The sequence below is a fragment of the Paenibacillus sp. 19GGS1-52 genome, assembly GCF_022369515.1.
GTDB lineage: Bacteria > Bacillota > Bacilli > Paenibacillales > Paenibacillaceae > Paenibacillus_AQ.
The window spans coordinates 4,927,912-4,949,792 of sequence record NZ_CP059724.1 but is presented as its reverse complement, the minus strand read 5'-3'; the positions used below and the strand labels follow the sequence as shown (position 1 = coordinate 4,949,792).

Genomic DNA, 21,881 nt, shown 5'->3' with positions numbered 1-21,881 from the left:
AATATTCGTTAAGATTCGGGGCGGTCTCCAAGTAAGATTCATTACTGGAGAACCGCCTCTTTCTATGTATATAATGAGAATAACTTTGGAACAACTTTGGGAGGTCAAGATTAAATTATGAGCAGTAATAGGATTGAAATAACGGAAAATGGACTTTATCTTGTTATTGAGATTACCGCAGACCAAGATGTTCACTTGCTCCATTTCGGAGCTGGACCTCTGGAGACTGGGGTCATAGCAGATAAGCATAAACCGGGTTTCCGGCTGCTGGAGCTGCAATTATCGGGGGAGGATCGGGCTGAATATCACGGGCGAACCCATCGTGCCTCCTATCCTGGACTTCGCATGATTTATAACAGTCATAGTGACACTGTGAATGAACTTGGACGTAAGTTTGAACTAGCGCTGATCGATCCCGTTACCCGTTTGAAGGCGGTCCAGCATTTTCAGTTCTATCAAGGCATACAAATCGTTCGTTGTTGGACGGTATTGAGTAATGAAGGGGAAGCTGCTACAGCGGTTGAATATATCTCTTCCTTCGCACTTACTGGAGTGGATAAAGAGGGATCTGAGGACCGCAACGACAAAATAGAGGTAACTATCGCTCACAGCGGTTGGCAGAGCGAGCTGCAATGGCGGACCTATAGTCTGCCGGAGCTGGGTATGTCTCACTTGTCTGACCGGGGTTCGAAACGGATTGCCTGCAGTAATACCGGCTCTTGGTCGGCGGCAGAGCTGCTGCCTATGGCCGTCCTGCATAATAAAGATAGTGGGACAAGCCTGTTCTGGCAGATTGAGCATAACGGCTCCTGGCACTGGGAGCTAACGGATCAATTCGATCAGCTAACCCTTCTTGTAAGCGGACCGACCGAAAGTGACAACCATTGGTGGGTGAATCTTGAGCCGGGCGAAGATTTCACTTCAGTGCCTGTTGCTGTCGGATCTGTTCAAGGTGAATTTCAGATTGCGATTGAACAGCTTACCGCTTACCGTCGTGTTATTCGTAGACCTAATGAGGATAATGAGCTATTACGGATTATTTTCAATGATTACATGAACTGCCTATGGGGTGATCCCACGACAGAGAAGCTCCTGCCGTTGATTGATGCTGCTGCTGATGTGGGCTGCGAATATTTCTGCATTGATGCAGGCTGGTATGCACCTGGAGAGTGGTGGGATGGGGTTGGGCAATGGGAACCGTCAATTGAGCGTTTCCCGGAAGGAATCAAATATGTCCTGGATTATATTCGCAGCAAAGGGATGATTCCCGGCCTATGGCTGGAGCTGGAGGTTATGGGCATTCAGAGTCCGAAGCTGGCCGAGACAGATGACAGCTGGTTCTTTATGCGCCATGGCAAACGGGTTAAGGATCGCAGCCGCTATCAGTTGGATTACCGCAATCCGCGTGTAATTGACCATGCGAATAGTGTAATTACGAGATTAGTGGAAGAATACGGTGTGGGTTATATCAAGATGGATTACAACATTAACTCAGGCATTGGTACGGAAACCAATTCGGATAGCTTCGGAGATGGTCTGCTGCAGCATAATCGGGCCTATCTCGGCTGGTTGGATAGCATCTTTGCACGTTATCCTAAACTTGTTATAGAGAATTGTTCGAGCGGCGGGATGCGAATGGATTATGCCATGCTTAGCCGGCACAGCATCCAGTCTACCAGCGACCAAGAGGATTACGTGCAGTATGCGGCAATTGCCGCTGCTTCTCCTGCTGCTTTGACTCCAGAACAGTCAGCGGTATGGTCCTATCCTTTACGGGAAGGTGACGACGAGGAAGTTATCTTTAATATGGTCAACGCGCTGCTGCTTCGTGTGCATCAGAGTGGCCATTTGGCCGAGCTGAGCCCGCGGCGCAGAGAGCTGGTGAAGGAAGCTTTGGATTATTACAAAATCATCCGTGGAGACATTGCATTGTCTACACCATTTTGGCCGCTTGGCTTGCCTGATGCAGCCGGGGAGTGGGTGAGCTTCGGATTACGGCACGGCGAACGGCGTTATCTCGCGGTATGGCGGATCGCTGGCGAAGGTGCGGATATCCAATTGCCCATTCCAGAGTTGAAGGGACTTGATGTGTCCGTGATCTGTGCCTACCCACAGGAGCATGGCTCCACTTGGGATTGGAATACGGTAGAGGGTATCCTAAGCGTTACTCTTCCGGTAGGGAAGACGGCCAGATTGTTTGAGCTTCGTTCCTAAATCAGTAATCAGTAATTTCTATATTTGATAAAGGATACCCGTCTACTTAGGCCTCAGCAGAAGCCATGGGAGACAGGGTATTTTTTTATGGAAAGATAAGAAGTAACTTCTGAGGAGATTAACGAAGGGGGGATTTGGAGACAACAGCGGCTGGAGTCCCAATATTCCCGTAGTTAAATAGCTCCTTCATGTATAACTTAAAATAAATTTATTTTAATCAATTTATAAATGTTGTTCATACGGTCTAGTGATCAATTTGTCATTTAAGGAAGCATGATGAAGGAAAATGAAATTTATTTTTGTCGAATTAAAGCTAAACTTTTTGAATATTTTGTCGATATATATCAAAAGTTGTAGAAATAAAATTGACAGGAAAGAAATAGCACTTTACAATGCAGGTATGGCATAATCATTACTACTTTATAGAAGCTTTGAAAGCTTTTAACACGAATGATTATATAAGTATTATTTCAAGGAGGATGCATAATGATGAAAGCGACAGGTATTGTAAGAAAAGTGGATGAACTGGGACGTATCGTGATTCCGATTGAACTACGCAGAACGATGGGAATTGACATAAAAGACCCGCTCGAAATTTTCGTGGATGGAGAAAAAATCATTCTTAGAAAATACGAGCCTACTTGTATCTTCTCCGGTAGTGCAGAGAATCTCATCAACTTCAAAGGTAAGATGGTTAGTAAAGATGTTCTCGATGAACTGATCTCAAGCTTTGACAACATTTAAGTATACCTTAGACTATTAACGAGCATAAATTATGCAGAAAAGGACCGGCTGCAAGCACAGAGATGTGTTTGTGGGCCGGTCCTTTTTCTTGTTCTGCTTAGCTCGTGGAAACGCCAGAACGGCTGGACTTCCTTGAGCAACCAGGTGCGATAGGATCCAACGCCATTTTATTGTTATGGAATAGGTTGGGTTTAAGGGAGATGAGGTATTCTTATTTCAGAAGCCTCCGGGCCAGCTTAACTTTGTTGCCATAGGGTGGGTAAACGATGCCGAAGTCTATTCTAGTGCTTCTCTTCACGATGCTTTTACGATGGGAAAATACAGCAAAACTATGTTGCCCATGGTATCCGCCGATGCCCGAATGGCCAACGCCGCCAAAGGGCATATAAGTGTTCGAAACATGCGAGATCGTATCGTTAATACAACCTCCCCCGAAAGAAACCCGGTCAAGCACCTCCTGCTCTACCTGTTTATCCTCTGTAAATAGATATAATGCCAGTGGTTTCGGGTGATCGTTAATACTCTGAATGGCTTCATCCAGGTCGCTATATTCTATAATAGGCAAAATTGGCCCGAAGATTTCATCCTCCATTGAACTGTCATTCCAGGTCACAGGGTAGAGAAGAGTGGGTTCAATATAAAGATCCGCTTCTACGACGATGCCGCCCATAATAACCTTCGTTCGGTCTGCTTCAATCATGCGCTCAAGCCTGTGCAGCTGGCGCTCGTTCACGATGCGGCCATAATCAGGATTCTGTTGAATATCTATTCCATAGAAATGGGTGATGCATTGTTTGATTTTGGAGATTAGCTCGCCTGCGATTTCACTATGCACTAGCATATAATCTGGTGCAATACAGGTCTGACCCGCATTGACTAACTTTCCCCAAACAATTCGTTTCGCGGCTACGTCAAGATTTGCGGTCTTATCGACAATAACTGGGCTTTTCCCGCCAAGCTCAAGCGTTACGGGTACAAGATTGCGTGCAGCAGCGGCCATTACCAGCTTGCCAACCGGCACACTTCCGGTAAAGAAAATATAATCAAACTTGGCATGGATCAATAAGTGTGTCGTTTCTTTCTCGCCTTGCACAAGCCGGATGTACTGTGGCTCAAAGGCTTCCTTGATCAATTCCTCAATTACTGCCGAGACGTTGGGTGTACTCTCGGAGGGCTTGAGTACGGCGCAGTTCCCGGCGGCGATCGCACCAATTAACGGTTCAATCAACAATTGAAACGGATAATTGAAGGGGCCAATAATAAGCGCTGTTCCATAGGGCTCGCTAATTACATAACTTTTGGAAGGGAACAAATGTAGTGGGGATTTGGCTTTTACCGGCTTGGCCCAGCGTCTTAGATGCTTCATCATAGAACCAATACTGTCCAGCGTGAAGCCAATTTCTGTGGCATAGGCCTCAAACTCGCTTTTGCGCAAATCCTGATGTAAGGCAGTAATGATTCGACTCTCGTATTTCTTAATGTTGTCTTTAAGCTTCTGCAACTGCTGAAGCCGGAAGTTGATTTCTTTCGTACGCCCGCCGTTGTAGAACTGTTTATGCTCTGCAAGCATCTTGTCGATGCTCTCGGAAGTCTGTGGTATCATTTATATCCCTCCACCTAATGCTCTCGCTTAATAGCGTTTCTTATTTAGTGTTCTTCAACCAGTTCAATGATATGACCTCGAACATTTCCTTTGGGAGGTTAAGCGAAATCAAGCTCCAACACTCGTTGTATCTCATTGATAAAAGCAGCATACTGTGCCAAACCCAGTTCCATGCACATTTTCTGGTAAGTGCCTAGTTTAGTATCCAACTTTTTTAACTTTTGCTCCAGATCGTCGAACATGGTCTGCTTCTCCTCCATGGCCTGCCGAAGCATCTTCTCTACAGTATCTCTGTCGGTCATGTCTCCAAAATACAGATGCATAAAAAAGTCTGAACGCAGCACTTCCTTCTCTACCGGCCCATGCAGATAGGTCTGAAAGCGTTCCGTTCCTGTACTTGTAATGGTAAATACATTTTTGTCGGGCTTGCCTTCTTGCCGTACCGATTTTTTGGTTATCAGTTTAAGACCTTCCATTTTGCTCAGAGTAGGATAGATAGTACCATAGCTGGCATCAAAGAAGAAGGAGAAATATTCCTCGAAATGCTGCTTGATCTCGTAGCCGGAATGGGGCTTATTATTTAATATTCCGAGAATGACATCTTGTATGTTCATAATAGACTGCCGCTCCTTTCTATATTCATTACCATATCACAACTCCGTAGTTAGCCTCAATTTGATAGATCATGAACCACAGCAGAAACAGCAGTAGCACCATTAAGCATTTGCGGGTACAGGCTCTTGGGTGAGCTGAGGTTCCCGGCGGATGAAAGTTAGGAAGATGCTGATTGCTGCAGCCACGGCACCGATAGAAATAAGGGCAAGCACATTCTGCCCGACTCCTGTCCCTCCAATGACGAGGTCAAGCATTCCATTTACTGCATAGTAAGCGGGGAAGAATTGTCCAATCCAGCTATAAAAGGGTGATAGTAAGTCCCGGGGGATGGTTGCTCCCGAGGATAACATCTGAATGGAGAGTAGGGCGATATTTAACCAAGCACCGGCATCTCCGAGCAGAATAAGACTGAGTTGGGCAATGCTCATACAGGAGATAATCACAATGAATTCAAACATCCACATCGCCATGAAGCCGAGACTAGAGGGGATGCCAAGCCAATGAATCATTGAAGTGCCTATCAAGGAAGTTATACAGGCAGTTGCCCCGAGCAAAATGAAACGGGCGGTCAGTCTCTGCCACTTTCCTGCTTGCAGTGACAAGTTCAAGGAGGCTCTGTTCAGATTCATGGCTAATAACATAGATCCGGTGAAGGAAGCCGTAACAATCATTAAGGGGACCATGGTTTGTGCGAAATTGGTCGCAGGATTGATGATTTGTACATCAGAAGTCACCCGGTCACCCGTGCTGTTCCGGATTATATTCGCCTGAGCTTCAGGAAGCTTCATTCCGATTAAGGTCTGGTTCAGGGAGGCGCTGCTACTCTCCGTATTCAGAGCCGCTGTAACTTTAAGCGCCACGGTCTGCATGACATTGCTTACCATTTGCGGATTCGATTCATTTAAGAAATAGCGGATCTCTGCTTGGCCGGAAGGATCGCTGATCTGGCCAGTGAATCCTTGTGGGATGTTGATGATCAGACGAATTTCCCGACTTTCCAGATCATCCTTTGCTTCAGCCAGTGTAAGATCCTTCTTGATCTCGAACTTCAACGACTCGGAAATTCCGTCAGCAATAGGCTGTGCAGCAGCGCCGTCTCCATTCACTATAGCTATGGGCAGTTGATTCACCCGATCTGTTACATGATCGTAACCCGTAATCCAGATTAAACTGAAAAAGACTTGGAATAATATTGCTGTGATGATACCGACTATAGTGACCGGTTGCTTAAGAAACTGAAACAATAATTTACTGTTCATATTAATCATCTCCTTTATATATCAAGTTGTAATATTATAATACGAAATATATCATACTGATATATAAATGACAAGGTTTACTTTGAAATTTACTGTATCCGTAATGCTTGAGCTTGGCGTAGCCTAGACAATACAAAGTGATTTCCTATATCATAGGGCATGTAATGGATGTCTCAAGGGATATGATTGTTACCGACCACCAAGGAAGTTGAGAAGGGGAGATTCATTAGATGACCAACCTGAAGCTAAAGAAGCCAGAAGCTATAATATTCGATATGGATGGTACATTGTTCCAGACAGAAAGTCTGTTATTGCCTGCATACTATAAGATGTTTGATATTCTGCGGGAGGAAGGCCTGTATTCAGGACCCACACCACCGGAGGAACGCATTCTGGGCAGCTTAGGCATGTTACTGTCGCAAATATGGAAGAATGTAATGCCGGAAGCAGATGAAGCAGTGCACCATCGGGCAGATCAACTACTGTTGCAGCTGGAGATCGAAGGACTTGAGGCAGGGGAGACACAACTGTATCCGTTGGTGGTCGAAACATTGAGCGCGCTTAAAGGACGCGGAGTACGGCTGTTCGTTGCCAGCAACGGACTGCAGGATTACATTCACAGCATCGTAGTGGTTCATGAGATGAAGGAGCTGTTCGAGGGATTGTACAGCGCGGGAGGACAAGGCACGGCAACCAAGGTGGATCTGTTGCGGATTCTGCTTGAGGAGCAAGGAATTAGCAATGCCTGGATGGTCGGTGACCGCTCGTCCGATGTGGAAGCAGGCAAAGGGAACGGGCAGATTGTAATCGGTTGTAGCTACGCGGGCTTTGGGAAGCAGGATGAGCTTAAAGGCTCTGATGTGATCATTACATCTTTTGATGAGCTGACGGGATTGTATGACAGTGCAGAGTAGAAGTTAAACCAGCCCGCCCTTCTCAGAGTGTGAGAAGGACGGGCTTTTTTGTGTGGGAATTCTCGCAACTTCTTAGGCTGCTTTCTTCGGACTGGTTTTTATTTTTTGTAGTTTACGTTGTTTTTGTATCTTTGGACGCTGTAATATTTTTTTCTTCACAACATTCATTTTTGATTTTCGGTATTTTTTTTGTTTTCCTTTCAGTGTTCTACTCAACAAGGTGTTTATTGCCTTATGCTTTACCGCAGATTTGCGTAATCTTCGTTTGCTTCTCCGCTTTTTTCTTACTTTAGGCTTTGAAGCTGTAGTTGTACTAAAGGAATTGACTAACCCTGGAACTTTAACAATAAGGTTATCGCTTAGTGCAGCACCCGTGTTTGAAGCCAGTTCATGAGGTTGTGCACGTACACCTGGATGAACTGGAACAAGTCCCTGTACTGGATCATTTATTTCCATCCCCTGAACGTTGCCTTCAACATGCGCAGGAATTAAGGCAATACCATTGCTGGTTTGCTGAGCATCTGCCGATTCCACAGTAGATGCTGTGTGGTTGTTCAAAGATTCATCCTGAGCATCTGCCATAACTTCAGTAATTCCTGTCTGTTCTGCTTCCAAGGCAGTTGATTCACTTGGGGATTGGTGAAAATAGATTACATCACCTAGAACTGAGCTATGGATCAATTCGTCGGCAATTTGGATCACTTGCTCGAAGCGGCCGCCGACTTGTTCAAAGGCTTCCGTAGAGGAGATGGGATGGAGATTCACACCCCGGCGCAAGTAAACAGTTGGTCCGGAACCCTTGAAGAAATCGCCGTTCTGAAGTGGATTGTTTACATCGACCGGAGGAATCAAACGATCCATCGTCCCGCTGAGATGATTGACATTACGTTCGAACGCAGCAAGACCAAACACTTGTTCAGCCTGCAAGAAGTTTTGCGCACCAATCTCAGTTAAGTGCTGCTGATCTTCGAGCAGCTTCGCCATTGTATTGGAGAGTAAGGTCACATCTCCCTTGGGTACCAGAAACTCTTCATTATGGGTCTGGATCATAATTTCGGAAAGCCCGCCCGATGCATAAGCAACCACCGGCTTCGCAAAAGCAAGCCCTTCGAGTGCTGTCATTCCAAAACCTTCATCACCAATGCTGGGTACAACCAGAATATCAAGCGCCGGATAGATTTGATCAATATTCAGTTCGAAAGGATGAAAGATAAATCGTGAAGGGTCAACGGTTGCCGCGATAAGCCGTTTGCATTCCTCTACATAATTCTGATTCGCCAACTCCTGGCTGCCGACAATAAGATATTTTGTATTGGGGAATTTGGACATCAGAACATGAGCCATCATTATAAATTCGGCAATACCTTTATGGGGAGCTAACATTGCCGTAACAACACCGATCAGCAGCTCCTGCTGCGCCACACCGTATTTTTCCCTAAATGTATTGCGATGCTGAATGCATCTTTCTGTATCTAGGGCTGAACGATCCCATGTTGGATTGATTAACAGCGTTTTCTCATCCAGTTGAGCACCTGTATACGGGGTTAAGACAGCTTCTGATATCCCAATGATATAAGTAGAATGCTGATTAACGGTTTGCACAGATGATATCTGATATTCTCCCGGATACATCACTTCTGTAAGAATCCATGCTGTAGGAATACCAATTTGTGTTGCTGCCAAGGCTGGCAAAGCGGCTACAATCGTATTGACAATAATCCAATCAGGTCTGTGCGTGTTGAGGAGATTTATCATATGGTGATAATAATCACTCTGTTTGAGCGCATCCAGATCATTTTGTGTGGAGGCGGATGCTTGATAAAGCGACCATGATAGGGGATAGCCCGCGATGACGGTATTAATGGACAGGGCCTCAGCTTCGATCGAAAGGATGCCCGGTTGAGGCACAACAAGCCAAACCTCATGCTGGCGGGCCAATATTTTGCTGATGGAAAGAAGCATCTTCTCCGCACCCGTGATACGTCCTGGATCGCTGATATGGGAGAATAACATGACTTTTGGTTTTGAGGTCACCGACTGCATACCTGTCATGTTGCCACAAGTATGCTTTTTCACCTCCTTCTTATAAGTAATTTAATATATGTAGACTCTATCTCCGCCCGACACGACGGTTTGCTCAGGAGAATTGCCCATTTTCGGTAAAAAACCGGTCTCCAAGGGAGCCGGTTCATCTAAAATTACGCAACGAGTACACTTCAAACTTAGCTGTCGGGTAGGGAATTCTCATCCAATGTATAAATCAATCGGTCCGGGTTAAACCCCCATTTTCTTAAAAATACCCGGCGATTGTTCATCGCATGAGAGTTCATATCAATGGAGTTGGATAGAAAGCTTGCATTGCCTACATGATGAACATAGGTGTCGCTAGCAATCACTAGTCTCTTTCCAGCTTTCAAAGCTCGATAGCAGAAATCAATATCCTCATAGCCCCCACGCAGGAAGGATTCGTCCAAGCCTCCAATCTGATGATACAACTGCTGGTGGAATAACATGCAGAATCCGCTGATAGCTGTAGTATCCCGCCATATTGAGGCATTGGACCGGTTGAAGGTTTCGGCAAAGCGATGATATTCTTCATAGGTTGGATAAGAGGCGGGATATCGCTGCTGTGGAATCACCAGATTTGACATGGGACCTACAATACCCACCTCAGGTGAACTTGTGAGCACAGTTATTAAATTTCCGAGCCAGCGATGGGAGACGACAGTGTCGTTATTCAGGAGAAGAATAAAATCTCCGGAAGAAGCGGCCATTCCTTGATTGCAACCACGGGCAAATCCCAAATTCTGTTCGTTCTCGATGAAGTACAGATCCTCACGGTTTCTTAAATGAGCCTGAGTCCCATCGGAAGATCCATTATCGACGCAGATGATTTCATAAGGAATCTCCGTATAATTCGTTATACTTTGCAAACATCGTTCGGTTAAGTTCCAGTTGTTCAACGTCAAAATAACAATACTGACTAACATCTGCTCCCTCCAACCTTATTTTTATATTTGTGATCATAGCGCCTAAACAGACACCCCGAGGTATTTCAGCATGCCTATGAAATTTGTTGCATACGTGTGGGGACTAAAAGAGGTCTCCATTAGTGCTCTGCCTTGAGTTCGGATGGACTCCCGAAGCGGTCCTCTCATGAGTTCAAGACTTTCTTGAACAGCCTGTTCGAAATTGCCTAATGGATAAAACTTCCCGGTTACATTATGGGAAATAAATGAACGTACACCATCGGAGTCAGTACTGAGAACAGGGCACATGCAGCTGATTGCTTCAGCAACCGCATACCCGAAGCCTTCCATAATGGAGGTGGATAACAAAAAGCCATGAGATTCACCAATGATGGATAAATAATCAGGCATTTGATCATGCGCGATATTGGAGAAGATATCGATTTTTTTGCGTAATCCCAAGCGTTTTACTGTATTGAGGTAAGCGAGACGCTCCGACTCTAGCGATAGATTCGAATCTTCAAAGATCCATAGACGAAGTCGAGGCTCCTGTCTGGAAATTCGATATACAATTTCCAGACACTCTTGCCAATTCTTGTTAGGCTCAAGTCGTCCAACCCAGCCAATGATGGGATAGGGAGTGGGGGTGTGCTCACGGTATTGAAATTTAGTCGTATCCAAACAATTAGAAAAACAAAAATGAAGCTTTGTCGGAAATCTGGATAACAATTGGATCAAATGAGAAGTAGGGGGATATAACAAGGCATCTGCGTGCGCTAAAATATAGGGCGTGGCCACCGTGATGACATTCTCCGCCTGCTCCAATGTTCCAAGCCCTTGGACTTCATAGATTAAAGGGCCTGTATAACCCAATAGACGAAACTTTTCCAATAACAGAAAATTGGAGGAGACAACTACGGCTTGAAACGATTCTGTAGACAGCAATTGGCGAATCTCGTTATCATTTTCGGTCACAAGTGTCGGGCAAGTCGCAATATTTTGCAGGCCTGCTCCATAACGTTCATATAAAAGATGACAGTCAATGCCTTGCTTCCGTAATTCTTCCGTCCGAGTTCGATTCAGGGTGTCCATACCACCACTCGGTAGTATATAGCTTAATAGAACTTTCAATCTGCTCCCTCCTTAGTAGACTGCTTCTCCATACCATATGTGGCGGCAAGAAGAATTGGATGTACGGATAACCAATACAGTGAAAGAAGTTGCTCTTAACTTCCTATCCAAAAGCAGCTACGAGTCCACAACTATAAACTGCACTATGCATATGTTATAAGACTTGATAAATAAGAGAGGTGTACGGATTGGCAAAAGTATCGGTGATTATACCGTTTTATAACTGTAAATATGTAGATCAGGCTATAGATAGTGTATTAAAACAAACCTTCTCGGATATAGAAATCATTCTGGTAGATGACGGTTCTACGTTGTATACAGAGAAATTATTCCCCTATTTAGATCGGATTCATTGTATAAGACAGATGAACGGTGGAACTGCTTGTGCACTGAATCGTGGCCTTCAAACGGCTAACGGGGAGTATGTGGCCTGGCTTAGCTCGGACGATTTATTTTACCCAGATAAAATTAAGCGTCAGGTTGAGTTCATGGAACAACGCAAGGCGGCATTCTGCTATACAGATTACCATGTCATTAATGAACGAAGTCAAATCATCCAGCACGATGCGACGGCAAAATTTCAAACGTTTCAATCATTTATAGAAGCATTTACGAACTACTGTCCAATCAATGGGTGTACAGTCATGATGAAAAGTTCGATTATCCAGAAAATTGGATATTTCAATGAAACGCTCACCTATACCCATGATTATGACTTTTGGGTGCGGTTGCTATTAGAGAAGGAGAATATGTATTACATGAATGAACCACTAACTGCATATCGCAGGCACGAAGAGATGGGGACAATCCTGCATTTGGAAAGCATCCAAATTGAACTTGCGAAAGTGAAGGCCAGCTATTTCACGCAGTTTCAGGAATTATTAGCGAATTATTAAAAATATCACACCCGAAAACCTCCGATTTCGCCATATAAGACGGACTTGGAGGTTATTTTAGCAGTTAGAACTTGCTTTTTATATCGTTATAACGTAATATTACGATATAAGGATTCTTTGCGAAGAGGTGAACAGCTCCATGGATAATAATTTTAAAGCCTACAATGAAGCCGCTGATATATTAAAAGCTTTGGCTCACCCCGTTCGGTTGTGCATTGTAAGAGGACTGATCGAGAAGTCGTCCTGCAATGTTTCTTATATGCAGGAATGTTTGGATCTGCCGCAATCTACAGTATCCCAACATCTGCAGAAGCTGCGCAGTCTGGGAATCGTTGAAGCAGATCGTAAGGGTCTTGAGGTTAACTATTCAGTCACAAACGAAAGAGTCAAGCAGATCATAGAAATCATGTTCAAGGAGGAAATAAATAATGAGTAACAAAGTTCTGATCGTCGGTGGAGTGGCCGGTGGCGCATCGGCAGCAGCAAGACTACGTCGCTTGGATGAGGACGCACAGATCGTGATGTTTGAGCGAGATCCCTATATTTCATTCGCCAACTGTGGGCTCCCTTACTATATTGGGGATTCTATCAAAGACCGTTCGAAGTTACTGGTGCAGACACCTGAAGGTATGTACCAACGCTTTAACATTGATGTTCGAATTGAAAGTGAAGTGACGGGGATTGATCCGGTGAACAAACAAGTTCGTGTCCGCAGCAAGGAACGTGGCGAATATATGGAAAGCTACGATTCCTTGATTCTTTCGCCTGGGGCTAAACCGCTTCGCCCAAATTTGCCTGGCATTGAAAGTACCCGAATTCACACACTTCGGAACATCCCTGACACGGACCGAATTAAAAAACGTGTAACAGAAGAAAAAACGCGCTCAGCTGTGGTTATCGGTGGAGGCTTTATCGGTGTGGAAATGGCCGAGAACTTAAAGGAAATTGGTTTGGATGTGACTTTGATCGAAGGAGGACCGCAAATTTTGGCTCCCTTTGATGCTGAAATGTCCTCCGCATTGTCCAAAGAATTGGAAGAGAATGGCGTTAATCTATTGTTGTCGCAAAGTGTACAGTCGTTCCGAGACACAGATGATCAGATCGAAGTGTATCTAGCAAGCGGTAGGGTACTAGTCAGCGATATGGTTATTCTAGCGATCGGCGTAGCGCCGGACACAGCCTTTTTAAGAGACAGTGGAATGGAATTGGGCCCTCGCGGCCATATCATCGTCAATGACAAGTTGGAAACAAACTTGAACAATGTGTATGCCGTTGGGGATGCAGTAGAAGTCACAGATTTCGTGAATGGCCAGAAAACCGCTATCCCACTGGCCGGCCCAGCCAACAAACAAGGGCGAATCGCAGCGGACAACGTGTGTGGGTTGGAGACGACTTATAAGGGGACTCAGGGAACTTCCATTATCAAGGTATTCGGCTTAACGGGCGCATCCACAGGAAATAATGAGAAGACCTTGCAGCGGCTGGAAATTCCTTATCATGTAACCTACGTTCATCCGAATTCCCATGCATCTTACTATCCTGGAGCCACGCCGCTTTCCCTTAAACTGCTGTTTAATGACGCAGGAACGGTGCTGGGAGCGCAAGCCGTCGGCTTTGATGGCGTAGACAAACGAATTGATGATATCGCCACTGTCATCCGGTTTCGGGGAACGGTCACGGATTTGACAGAACTTGAGTTGGCTTATGCTCCTCCGTATTCTTCTGCCAAAGATCCAGTTAATATGGCTGGTTATACGGCAGAAAATATCCTGACAGGCAAAACGGAAGTATTCGTCCCACAGGATTTAGAGACGCGAAATGAGGAAGCTACGCAATTGGTAGACGTTCGCTCGGAGATTGAGCATGCTAATGGGCATATCCCCGGTTCGCTGCTTATTCCAGTAGATGAGCTTCGCGACAGATTGCAAGAATTGGACCCTGCCAAAGAAATTTGGGTCTACTGTCAAGTAGGCCTACGGGGCTATACGGCTTCTAGAATTCTCACTCAAAAAGGATATAAGGTACGAAATCTTACAGGGGGTTACAAAACCTACCAAATGGCCGCTTACAAGCCAGGTAGCCATATGAACCAACCCATCGAACCTAAACAAGTCCTCCAACCCGCTCTCACAGAAACAAAGCTGGATACCGCCAAAGTGAATGAATTGGCACTTCGAGTCGATGCGGAGCTGGATGCTTGTGGACTATGTTGCCCTGGACCCCTGATTCAGGTGAAGCAGAAGATGGATCAGCTGCAGGCAGGACAGGTGCTGCACGTGAGCGCATCCGACCCGGGATTTTACGAAGATATTCAGTCGTGGGCTGTTATGTCTAGAAACCGAATGATTAAGGTAAGCAAAGCGGCTAATGGCATTATTGAAGCCTATCTATGCAAGGAACCGCCTGAGCTGAAGGATTCGTCTAAACCAACGCTCTCAACGCCTGAAGGCAGTACGATGGTCGTCTTCAGCGGTGATCTCGACAAGGCGATCGCTTCCTTTATTATTGCGAATGGTGCGGCGGCAAGTGGCAAAAAAGTAACGATGTTCTTCACCTTCTGGGGCTTGAATGTTATACGGAAGTCCGCAAAAGTTCCAGTTTCCAAGAGCCTCGTTGGACATATGTTTGGTGCCATGATGCCTCGGGGCAGCCGCAAATTGTCGCTCTCCAAAATGAACATGCTGGGAATGGGCGCCAAGATGATTCGTGGTGTCATGAAGAGCAATAATGTTTTTTCCCTTGAAGAACTGATCGATACAGCTATTGGTCAAGGCGTCGAGATCGTGGCCTGTCAGATGTCTATGGATGTTATGGGAATTAAGGAGCAGGAACTGATTGACGGCGTTCTAATCGGTGGAGTGGGCTATTACCTCGGCAAGGCAGATCAAGCTGGCATTAATCTTTTTATATAACAGACGGATAAAACTAAATGGTTAAGGAGTGAACAACGATGGCATTTAAGATACCCAAAGAAATTAATCCTCAACAGGTTGTGGAACGTCTCAAGACAGGAGAGTCCCTGATGATGGTGGACGTTCGTGAGCCTGTAGAATGGATGGATGGACATATTGTTGGCGCCAAACATATCCCGCTTGGACAGTTAATGGAACGGTTGGGTGAGCTGGACCCGAAGCGTGAAACTCTTGTGATGTGCAGAAGTGGCAGTAGGAGCGGCCTTGCCTGTGAGATGCTGAGTGAGAAAGGCTATAATGTTGTCAATATGACCGGCGGACTGAGTGCTTGGACGGATGAATCGCTGTGGGAGTAGGCAACACTCTCTGAAATAGAAGTGAAAGGGTGAATAGTAATTGGAAATAGGTACATTTATTTATATTGCGCTCTTAGTACTTCTTGTCTGGTTTGGCTATTCCCGCCTTCGGCCAGCTAAGGGATTAATAACACTAAAGTCGAATGAGTTCAAGAGCGAAATAGAACAATCCAAGAACAGGTTGCTGCTCGATGTCCGGGAACAGAATGAATACAAGCGAGGATATATTCCTAGTGCGAAGAACATCCCGTTATCCCAGTTAGAGCAGCGACTCGGAGAGATCCCGATGGAGCAAAATATTCTTCTCTACTGTCAAAGCGGGATGCGTAGTAAGAATGCGGCACGGGTTCTTCAGAAGAACGGTTATACCCGACTCGCTCACTTGCAAGGCGGAGTCAGTACGTGGAGTGGTAAGTTGACACGGAGCTAGAAGGTGTAATAAAAGGGACGGCTGACGAACTCAGCCGTCCCTTTTATGTTTCTGTTTTTTTTGCATAAATCACAATAGGTCAATATATGATAGAATTTTATTATGACAACAAGTTTAATAGAGATTGGGGGAAGACCGCTTGGAATTGTTTGAGTACATTTTGCTTATGCTAGCGGCTATCTCAGTATCAAATTTAGTGAATCGATTTGTTCCTTCTGTTTCTGTACCCATCATTCAAATCCTGCTCGGGATGGTTATTACACTACTGCCTCTGCACTACGAATTAACATTAAATCCTGAATTATTTTTATTATTATTTCTTGCCCCTCTGCTGTTTAATGATGGGAAGCATGCAGATAAAGAGGCGCTTTGGGGTTTAAAGAAACCCATTCTTTTATTAGCGCTGGGATTGGTCTTTTTGACAGTAGTAGCCTTGGGTTATTTTCTGAATTGGATCATTCCAATCATTCCACTGGCAGCTGCTTTTGCTCTGGCGGCGGCGCTTGCCCCTACGGATGCTGTGGCAGTCGGTTCGCTGGCCGAAAAGGTTGAGATCCCGCATCAAACCATGCAAATTCTAGAGGGAGAGTCCTTAATAAATGACGCATCGGGTTTGGTATCTTTTCAGTTCGCAGTAGCAGCTATGGTCACCGGTATGTTTTCATTAAAATCTGCCAGTTTGAGCTTTGTGTATATTTCCTTTGGGGGTATTATATTAGGTCTCCTATTGACACTAGTTAAATATATAATCGTTAAATGGCTGCGAAAGCTGGGCATGGAAAATGTAACCCTTCATATGCTGATTGAAGTATTAACACCCTTTGCTATTTATTTAGCGGCTGAAGAGTTAGGAGTAAACGGTATCCTGGCAGTAGTTAGTGCAGGGGTTGCACATTCTTTTGGCTATAAGAAATTGAATCCAGAGGTTGCGAAACTGAATATAGTATCCAAAAGCACCTGGTCAGTGATTATTTTTGTATTGAACGGACTAGTATTCTTGCTATTAGGTACACAACTGCCAGACATTATCCAGACCATATGGAGCAGTTCAGATATAGGACATTTTCAAGTGATCACCTACACCTTGTTATTAACTGTAGCTGTATTAGGGTTACGTTTGATCTGGATTCTAATTATGGATATTCCTCGAAGCGTGGACTTGCTGGATACATGGAGAGATAAAATGAAGAAGGCGTTCATCCTTAGTTTGGCGGGTGTGCGGGGAACAGTAACACTGGCTAGTACCATGTCATTGCCGTTTTTTTTGGATAATGGAAATCCATTTCCACAAAGGGATCTGATCATCTTTTTAGCTGCTGGTGTAATATTATGGACGCTGCTTGCTTCCAACTACCTATTGCCTGTTTTAGTAGGAAGAGAAACGGTGGCTGAGCGAAATGAAGACGAAATTCAGGCGAAGATTGATATTCTTCGGAATGTCATTGTCGGATTAAGTGAACAAAAAACGGATGAGAACAGATTTGCTATGGGCAAAATCATTAATACATATAATGATAGAATTCGAATGATTAAGGGAAATGAACATAAGAACAACGCCGAGAAATTAATGTGGGTTTCTACTCTAAATTGGGAAATAGAGAATACACTATCTGTTATGAAGAGCAAAGAAGTACATCCATACATGGCTTATCGGCAATTAAATTCGATCAATAGATTTTTATTTAGGCTCACTCATGAGGATCAGTACAAAAGAGGTTCTCTTCCGGTTACGTATTGGCAAGAGGGAATGGGGATGGTTCAACAATTCAGATTATCTATCCATGAGAGACGCGCGGAACTGGATAAATTAAGAATTCTAAATATTACTTATGTGCTGCAGCAGCTAAGAGATTTATTGATTAGAGATGAACTTGATATTGAGATCGTCAGCACGTTTATTTTGCATTACGAAGGAAGATTGAGGAGATTAAAGGGAAGCGAAGCTGTCTCTGCTACCAAACAGGAATTCGACACAGAATTGCAAGAGTTGGCGAGGCTCGGGATTCAATTGGAAAGAGATAATATTCAGTTAATGTTCGAAACTGGGCGGATTCTAAGACCAAGCATGAAGGAAATGAAGCGCAATATAGCCTTAATGGAACATGATCTAAGAGAAGAGTCGAGTTAAGCGGTGTCTCAAAGTAAGGGTGGATTTACTATTCTCAAGTCCGATGATACGATAGGGTGGAGTTTGGACAAATGGGGGTCTAATGGTTCATGAAGCGCATCACCCGAGTCTTTCACAACTGGAGTGTGACCTCAAAGTTTGTAGGGGTCTTTGTTTTGATTTTAATGCTTTCTTCTACAATAACAGGCGTTATCCTTTATTTCCAGGCCTACAATTCGGCCATTTCTCAGGCGCGAAGTGTGATGGAACAGAACCTTCTTCAAACAAAAACCAGCATAGATGAGAAAGTGAGCATGATCGAGAACATCTCGCAGATTATCGCCTTTGACTCAAGGATTCAAACGCTGCTGGACAGTGCGTTTATCAATGAGAGCTTTCAGCTTCAGGACTACCGCTATAACGTTGCCCCGATCGTAGACAACATTATGAGGCAGAACACGTACATTCACTCGATTCATGTATATATGAATAATCCAACGATTCCTGAAATCTTCGAGCTTTATGACGGATTCTACAGTATGAAGCGGATGCGCGGGGATGAAGAGTATACAAGTTTCATGCATGATTCCCAGAAATCCACAAACTGGCGGGGGCTGCATTTAGAGAAACTGCTGACCACGAGGCCTGACGTGGAAGCCAAAGCGGATGTCTTCTCGTATAACAGGAAGATTCTCTCCGGACGCAATAACGAGGTGAACGGCCTGGTCGAGATTGAAGTAACACAAAGCGTGCTGTTCCAGCCGCTGGAGGATGCAAACCCGGATGTTGGAAGCGTTCTCGTTATGGACAGTAATAGCCGGGTTGCCTCCAATAATACTACCCAGCTGTCCGATGAGACGACCAAACAGCTCAGAGCGGTGCTGCCCGGAAATAACAGTAAGCTGAATACCTTGGCAACAATAGAAGGGGTAAGATCCATTGTGATCTCCATCCCGCTTACCGGTCCGGACCTCCGCCTTGTAGGTGTCTTCCCGGTCAGCAACTTCGTGGATAAAGTGAACCAGTCGATCCAGACCAGCTTCATTGTGTTAATTGCTGCACTTATTATCCTCAGCCTGCTGGTATATTATTTGACAGTGAAGCTGCTGTCCCGCATGAAAGTGCTGCTCAAAGCGATGAAGCAGGTGCGTGAAGGGTCGATTGATGTATCCGTTCCAGTTGTGTGGAATGACGAGTTCACCCAGATGGCGCTCAGCTTCAATCATATGACGAGCAGAATCCATGATCTAGTTGAAACCGTGTACAAATCCGAGCTGCTGGAAAAAGATGCCGAATTAAAAGCGCTGGAATCCCAGATTAATCCTCATTTTCTGTACAACACGCTTGCTACAATATCCTGGGTTGCCCGCAAAGCCAAGGTGCCGGATATTGTGAAGCTGTCGGATTCCATGGCCAAATTCTATCGGCTGGTACTGAACAAGGGGAATTCTGAGACCTTGGTAGCCAACGAGCTGGATATGGTGGGTGCTTATCTGGCAATTCAGAAATTCAGGTTCGAAGACCGGTTTGATGCTGTTTTTGAGGTGGATGAGCAGGTCAGAAGCTGCTATACACTGAAGAATATTGTGCAGCCGCTTGTAGAGAATGCGCTGATCCACGGCATTGAACCCAAGCGTTCACACGGGACGATTATCATAAAAGCAGCCCTGGAGGACGATCTCGTTGTCATCCGCATCATCGACGATGGTGTAGGCATGTCGCCGGATATGAGGCAGGATGTGATAGAAGGGAGAAACATTAATACCAAAGGAAGCGGATTTGCTATTGCCAATATTAAAAGGCGTCTTCAAGCTTATTATGGGGAATCCCAGCATATTGAACTTTACAGCAGACAGGGGATTGGAACGGTGATCACCCTTTCTTTTACAGCCAGGGGGATAAAAAATGCTTAAAATGCTTATTGTCGAGGATGAACGTTGGGAGAGGGAAGGTCTGGCCATATTTCTGGATTGGGAATCCTTAGGCATCTCTGTAGTGGAGACTGCTTCGGACGGAATCGAGGGAATGGACAAGGCCCTGGAGATGAAGCCGGATATTATCATTACAGATATTCAAATGCCTGGCCGCAGCGGGATTGAAATGGCCAAACTGATCATGGAGCAGCTTCGTGACGTGCGGATTGTAGTGCTGACCGGTTACGATGATTTCGAATATGCCCGGGAAGCGTTGCGGTTTGGCGCTGTGGATTATGTGCTTAAGCCGGTAGGCGAAGAAGAAATGCTCAGCACGATGCTCAAAGTCGTTCAGAGCTGTAAGGAGATCCGCACGAAGCAGAGGGAACAGGAACTTCTGTTGCTGGAAAAAGATGCGGTTCACCAGATCTCGCTGCGGCAGCGGGTGATGGATCTGCTGCTGGGCCGTGGGGACGAGGAGGCGAAACGGGAAACCATCAGCGAGTTGCGGAGCAGCGGTTACCTCGAGGAAGAAGCCTTCTCCGTATGGATTTGTTCGCAGCCAGTCAACTCACTGATGCTGGATACCCAGCAGATGGAGCAGCTTGCCGGAAGGATTCTGGGGCGGCAGGTTCTTGTATATTCAGTCGGACAGGGGGAGCAGGTGTCCTTCACTCTGCTCATCCCCTTGCAGCATGCAGAAACCGGGGAGCAGGCACAGCTAGCCGGTAAGCTTCTCCAAGTGCTGAACCTGTCCGTGGCGGGTAGGGCGGAATCCGCACAGGAGAAGGAGGGGCCAGACAGATGGACACTGGGCACCGGCTCTTCGGTAGAGCAGCTGGAATTCATCTATGAATCATTCCGGGATGCACAGAACACATTTAACTATGCAGTGTTTAATGATCTGTATGGAGTGATTACCGCAGATGAGGAGCAGTTCGCCAGGAAGCAGTTCAGTCTTGGGTCTGAGGTGTTCACCAGCCATTTCCGTGAGCTTGCCAAGCGTTTAAGGTATGACCTCGGAAGCGGAAAACCAGGCGGACCGGTAATGGATGAGCTGTTCAGTTGCCTTGCCGTTCACCCCGGAGCAGGAAGATCCTATATCGCGTCTTTGCTCAGCGGTGTAATCGAGAGCTGTTCATCCATTGCAATGCCTGCAGCCAAAACTGCAACGGCTGCAGCTACTGATCATATGGAGGCTCTGCTGGCATGTAAGCAGCTCAAGGAAATGAGAACTTATACTGCAGAAGTAATGGATGAGATGGCCCGGCTTCCGGAAGAGAAGCGGAACCGCAAGGATGATTATCTGATTAATCGGGTCATTGTGCTAATCGAGGAACAGTACGGGAACCAGGATCTGAGTCTTGCCTATTTAGCCGGTGAGGTCTTTGTCTCCCCTAACCACCTAGGCATGATATTCAAGAAGAAGACAGGTAAGACGCCGAGTGAATATATTCAGGAATTCAGGCTTCAACAGGCAGAGGAAATGCTGCGTACCACCAAGCAGCGTATCTCTGTAGTTGCTGAACAGATCGGTATTCCGAATGCATCGTATTTCGGACTTCTGTATAAACAGGTATATGGAATGACACCCGGAGAGTACAGGGAATTCGTACAACGCTAAGGGTTGAACATGCATGGAATTTGAGTGTTGCCTCAATCGCCAGGAAGGCGATTGGGGCTTTTTGGCATGCTGTGCACCGGATATTCAACTGGCCGAGAGGAATATGCCACCTCATGAAGACAGCGCTTTCAAAAATCGTGGGATTCTGATACCCGCGTTCATTTTTGATATATAACCCTGGAATGCGGGATTCT

General features: G+C 45.5%; 17 protein-coding genes. 11 read left to right on the top strand and 6 right to left on the bottom strand.

Going from position 1 to position 21,881, the window contains the following annotated elements:
- The first annotated feature begins 117 nt into the window (after nucleotides 1–117).
- Nucleotides 118–2,214: a glycoside hydrolase family 36 protein gene (locus tag H1230_RS23100; protein WP_239712211.1), complete on the top strand. Its 2,097-nt coding sequence runs from the start codon at nucleotides 118–120 to the stop codon at nucleotides 2,212–2,214.
- A 486-nt stretch (nucleotides 2,215–2,700) separates the two neighbouring features.
- Nucleotides 2,701–2,958, top strand: coding sequence for an AbrB/MazE/SpoVT family DNA-binding domain-containing protein (locus tag H1230_RS23095; protein WP_173138500.1), 258 nt, complete (start codon nucleotides 2,701–2,703; stop codon nucleotides 2,956–2,958).
- 211 nt (nucleotides 2,959–3,169) lie between these two features.
- Here the strand turns inward: H1230_RS23095 and H1230_RS23090 are convergent, their stop codons facing one another.
- The 3 genes from H1230_RS23090 to H1230_RS23080 form a co-directional block, all read right to left on the bottom strand.
- Nucleotides 3,170–4,561 (bottom strand): aldehyde dehydrogenase, encoded by a 1,392-nt coding sequence (locus H1230_RS23090; RefSeq protein WP_239712210.1) that lies wholly within the window; start codon nucleotides 4,559–4,561, stop codon nucleotides 3,170–3,172.
- Between the two features lie 98 nt (nucleotides 4,562–4,659).
- The gene (locus tag H1230_RS23085) at nucleotides 4,660–5,175 is read right to left on the bottom strand and encodes a PadR family transcriptional regulator (protein WP_239712209.1); all 516 of its coding nucleotides are present in this window, start codon (nucleotides 5,173–5,175) and stop codon (nucleotides 4,660–4,662) included.
- Nucleotides 5,176–5,277: 102 nt separating this feature from the next.
- Nucleotides 5,278–6,435: a YhgE/Pip domain-containing protein gene (locus H1230_RS23080; RefSeq protein ID WP_239712208.1), complete on the bottom strand. Its 1,158-nt coding sequence runs from the start codon at nucleotides 6,433–6,435 to the stop codon at nucleotides 5,278–5,280.
- Between the two features lie 230 nt (nucleotides 6,436–6,665).
- On the opposite strand from H1230_RS23080, the gene H1230_RS23075 reads away from it, so the two are divergent.
- The gene (locus H1230_RS23075) at nucleotides 6,666–7,349 is read left to right on the top strand and encodes an HAD family hydrolase (protein ID WP_239712207.1); all 684 of its coding nucleotides are present in this window, start codon (nucleotides 6,666–6,668) and stop codon (nucleotides 7,347–7,349) included.
- 72 nt (nucleotides 7,350–7,421) lie between these two features.
- Here H1230_RS23075 and H1230_RS23070 read toward each other — a convergent pair whose 3' ends face one another.
- The 3 genes from H1230_RS23070 to H1230_RS23060 form a co-directional block, all read right to left on the bottom strand.
- Entirely contained in the window at nucleotides 7,422–9,425 is a 2,004-nt protein-coding gene (locus H1230_RS23070) for a glycosyltransferase family 4 protein (protein WP_239712206.1), read from the bottom strand.
- A gap of 146 nt (nucleotides 9,426–9,571) precedes the next feature.
- On the bottom strand, nucleotides 9,572–10,339 hold the full coding sequence (locus H1230_RS23065; protein ID WP_239712205.1) for a glycosyltransferase family 2 protein: 768 nt from the start codon (nucleotides 10,337–10,339) through the stop codon (nucleotides 9,572–9,574).
- Between the two features lie 42 nt (nucleotides 10,340–10,381).
- Complete coding sequence (locus H1230_RS23060) at nucleotides 10,382–11,449, bottom strand: glycosyltransferase family 4 protein (protein ID WP_239712204.1); 1,068 nt, start codon at nucleotides 11,447–11,449, stop codon at nucleotides 10,382–10,384.
- A gap of 188 nt (nucleotides 11,450–11,637) precedes the next feature.
- Here H1230_RS23060 and H1230_RS23055 point away from each other — a divergent pair, with 188 nt between their 5' ends.
- The 8 genes from H1230_RS23055 to H1230_RS23020 all read left to right on the top strand — a co-directional run bounded on the left by H1230_RS23055 (nucleotide 11,638) and on the right by H1230_RS23020 (nucleotide 21,687).
- Entirely contained in the window at nucleotides 11,638–12,345 is a 708-nt protein-coding gene (locus H1230_RS23055; protein ID WP_481857090.1) for a glycosyltransferase, read from the top strand.
- 139 nt (nucleotides 12,346–12,484) lie between these two features.
- Complete coding sequence (locus H1230_RS23050) at nucleotides 12,485–12,781, top strand: ArsR/SmtB family transcription factor (protein WP_239712202.1); 297 nt, start codon at nucleotides 12,485–12,487, stop codon at nucleotides 12,779–12,781.
- Nucleotides 12,774–15,257, top strand: coding sequence for an FAD-dependent oxidoreductase (locus H1230_RS23045; RefSeq protein ID WP_239712201.1), 2,484 nt, complete (start codon nucleotides 12,774–12,776; stop codon nucleotides 15,255–15,257). The genes H1230_RS23050 and H1230_RS23045 overlap by 8 nt, the downstream gene beginning before the upstream one ends.
- 38 nt (nucleotides 15,258–15,295) lie before the next feature.
- Nucleotides 15,296–15,613, top strand: a complete 318-nt coding sequence (locus H1230_RS23040) for a rhodanese-like domain-containing protein (protein WP_239712200.1) — start codon at nucleotides 15,296–15,298, stop codon at nucleotides 15,611–15,613.
- 40 nt (nucleotides 15,614–15,653) lie between these two features.
- Nucleotides 15,654–16,043: a rhodanese-like domain-containing protein gene (locus tag H1230_RS23035; RefSeq protein WP_239712199.1), complete on the top strand. Its 390-nt coding sequence runs from the start codon at nucleotides 15,654–15,656 to the stop codon at nucleotides 16,041–16,043.
- A gap of 139 nt (nucleotides 16,044–16,182) precedes the next feature.
- On the top strand, nucleotides 16,183–18,171 hold the full coding sequence (locus tag H1230_RS23030; protein WP_239712198.1) for a Na+/H+ antiporter: 1,989 nt from the start codon (nucleotides 16,183–16,185) through the stop codon (nucleotides 18,169–18,171).
- A 164-nt stretch (nucleotides 18,172–18,335) separates the two neighbouring features.
- A complete protein-coding gene (locus H1230_RS23025; RefSeq protein WP_239717499.1) occupies nucleotides 18,336–20,063 on the top strand; it encodes a sensor histidine kinase in 1,728 nt (575 codons plus the stop codon).
- The gene (locus tag H1230_RS23020) at nucleotides 20,056–21,687 is read left to right on the top strand and encodes a response regulator transcription factor (RefSeq protein ID WP_239712197.1); all 1,632 of its coding nucleotides are present in this window, start codon (nucleotides 20,056–20,058) and stop codon (nucleotides 21,685–21,687) included. The genes H1230_RS23025 and H1230_RS23020 overlap by 8 nt, the downstream gene beginning before the upstream one ends.
- Nucleotides 21,688–21,881 lie beyond the last annotated feature (194 nt).

Coding starts and splice junctions, on each gene's coding strand:
- H1230_RS23085 (WP_239712209.1), bottom strand. CDS start 5,175: ATGAACATACAAGATGTCATTCTCGGAATATTAAATAATAAGCCCCAT.
- H1230_RS23100 (WP_239712211.1), top strand. CDS start 118: ATGAGCAGTAATAGGATTGAAATAACGGAAAATGGACTTTATCTTGTT.
- H1230_RS23045 (WP_239712201.1), top strand. CDS start 12,774: ATGAGTAACAAAGTTCTGATCGTCGGTGGAGTGGCCGGTGGCGCATCG.
- H1230_RS23025 (WP_239717499.1), top strand. CDS start 18,336: ATGCTTTCTTCTACAATAACAGGCGTTATCCTTTATTTCCAGGCCTAC.
- H1230_RS23065 (WP_239712205.1), bottom strand. CDS start 10,339: ATGTTAGTCAGTATTGTTATTTTGACGTTGAACAACTGGAACTTAACC.
- H1230_RS23080 (WP_239712208.1), bottom strand. CDS start 6,435: ATGAACAGTAAATTATTGTTTCAGTTTCTTAAGCAACCGGTCACTATA.
- H1230_RS23050 (WP_239712202.1), top strand. CDS start 12,485: ATGGATAATAATTTTAAAGCCTACAATGAAGCCGCTGATATATTAAAA.
- H1230_RS23095 (WP_173138500.1), top strand. CDS start 2,701: ATGATGAAAGCGACAGGTATTGTAAGAAAAGTGGATGAACTGGGACGT.
- H1230_RS23090 (WP_239712210.1), bottom strand. CDS start 4,561: ATGATACCACAGACTTCCGAGAGCATCGACAAGATGCTTGCAGAGCAT.
- H1230_RS23040 (WP_239712200.1), top strand. CDS start 15,296: ATGGCATTTAAGATACCCAAAGAAATTAATCCTCAACAGGTTGTGGAA.
- H1230_RS23020 (WP_239712197.1), top strand. CDS start 20,056: ATGCTTAAAATGCTTATTGTCGAGGATGAACGTTGGGAGAGGGAAGGT.
- H1230_RS23075 (WP_239712207.1), top strand. CDS start 6,666: ATGACCAACCTGAAGCTAAAGAAGCCAGAAGCTATAATATTCGATATG.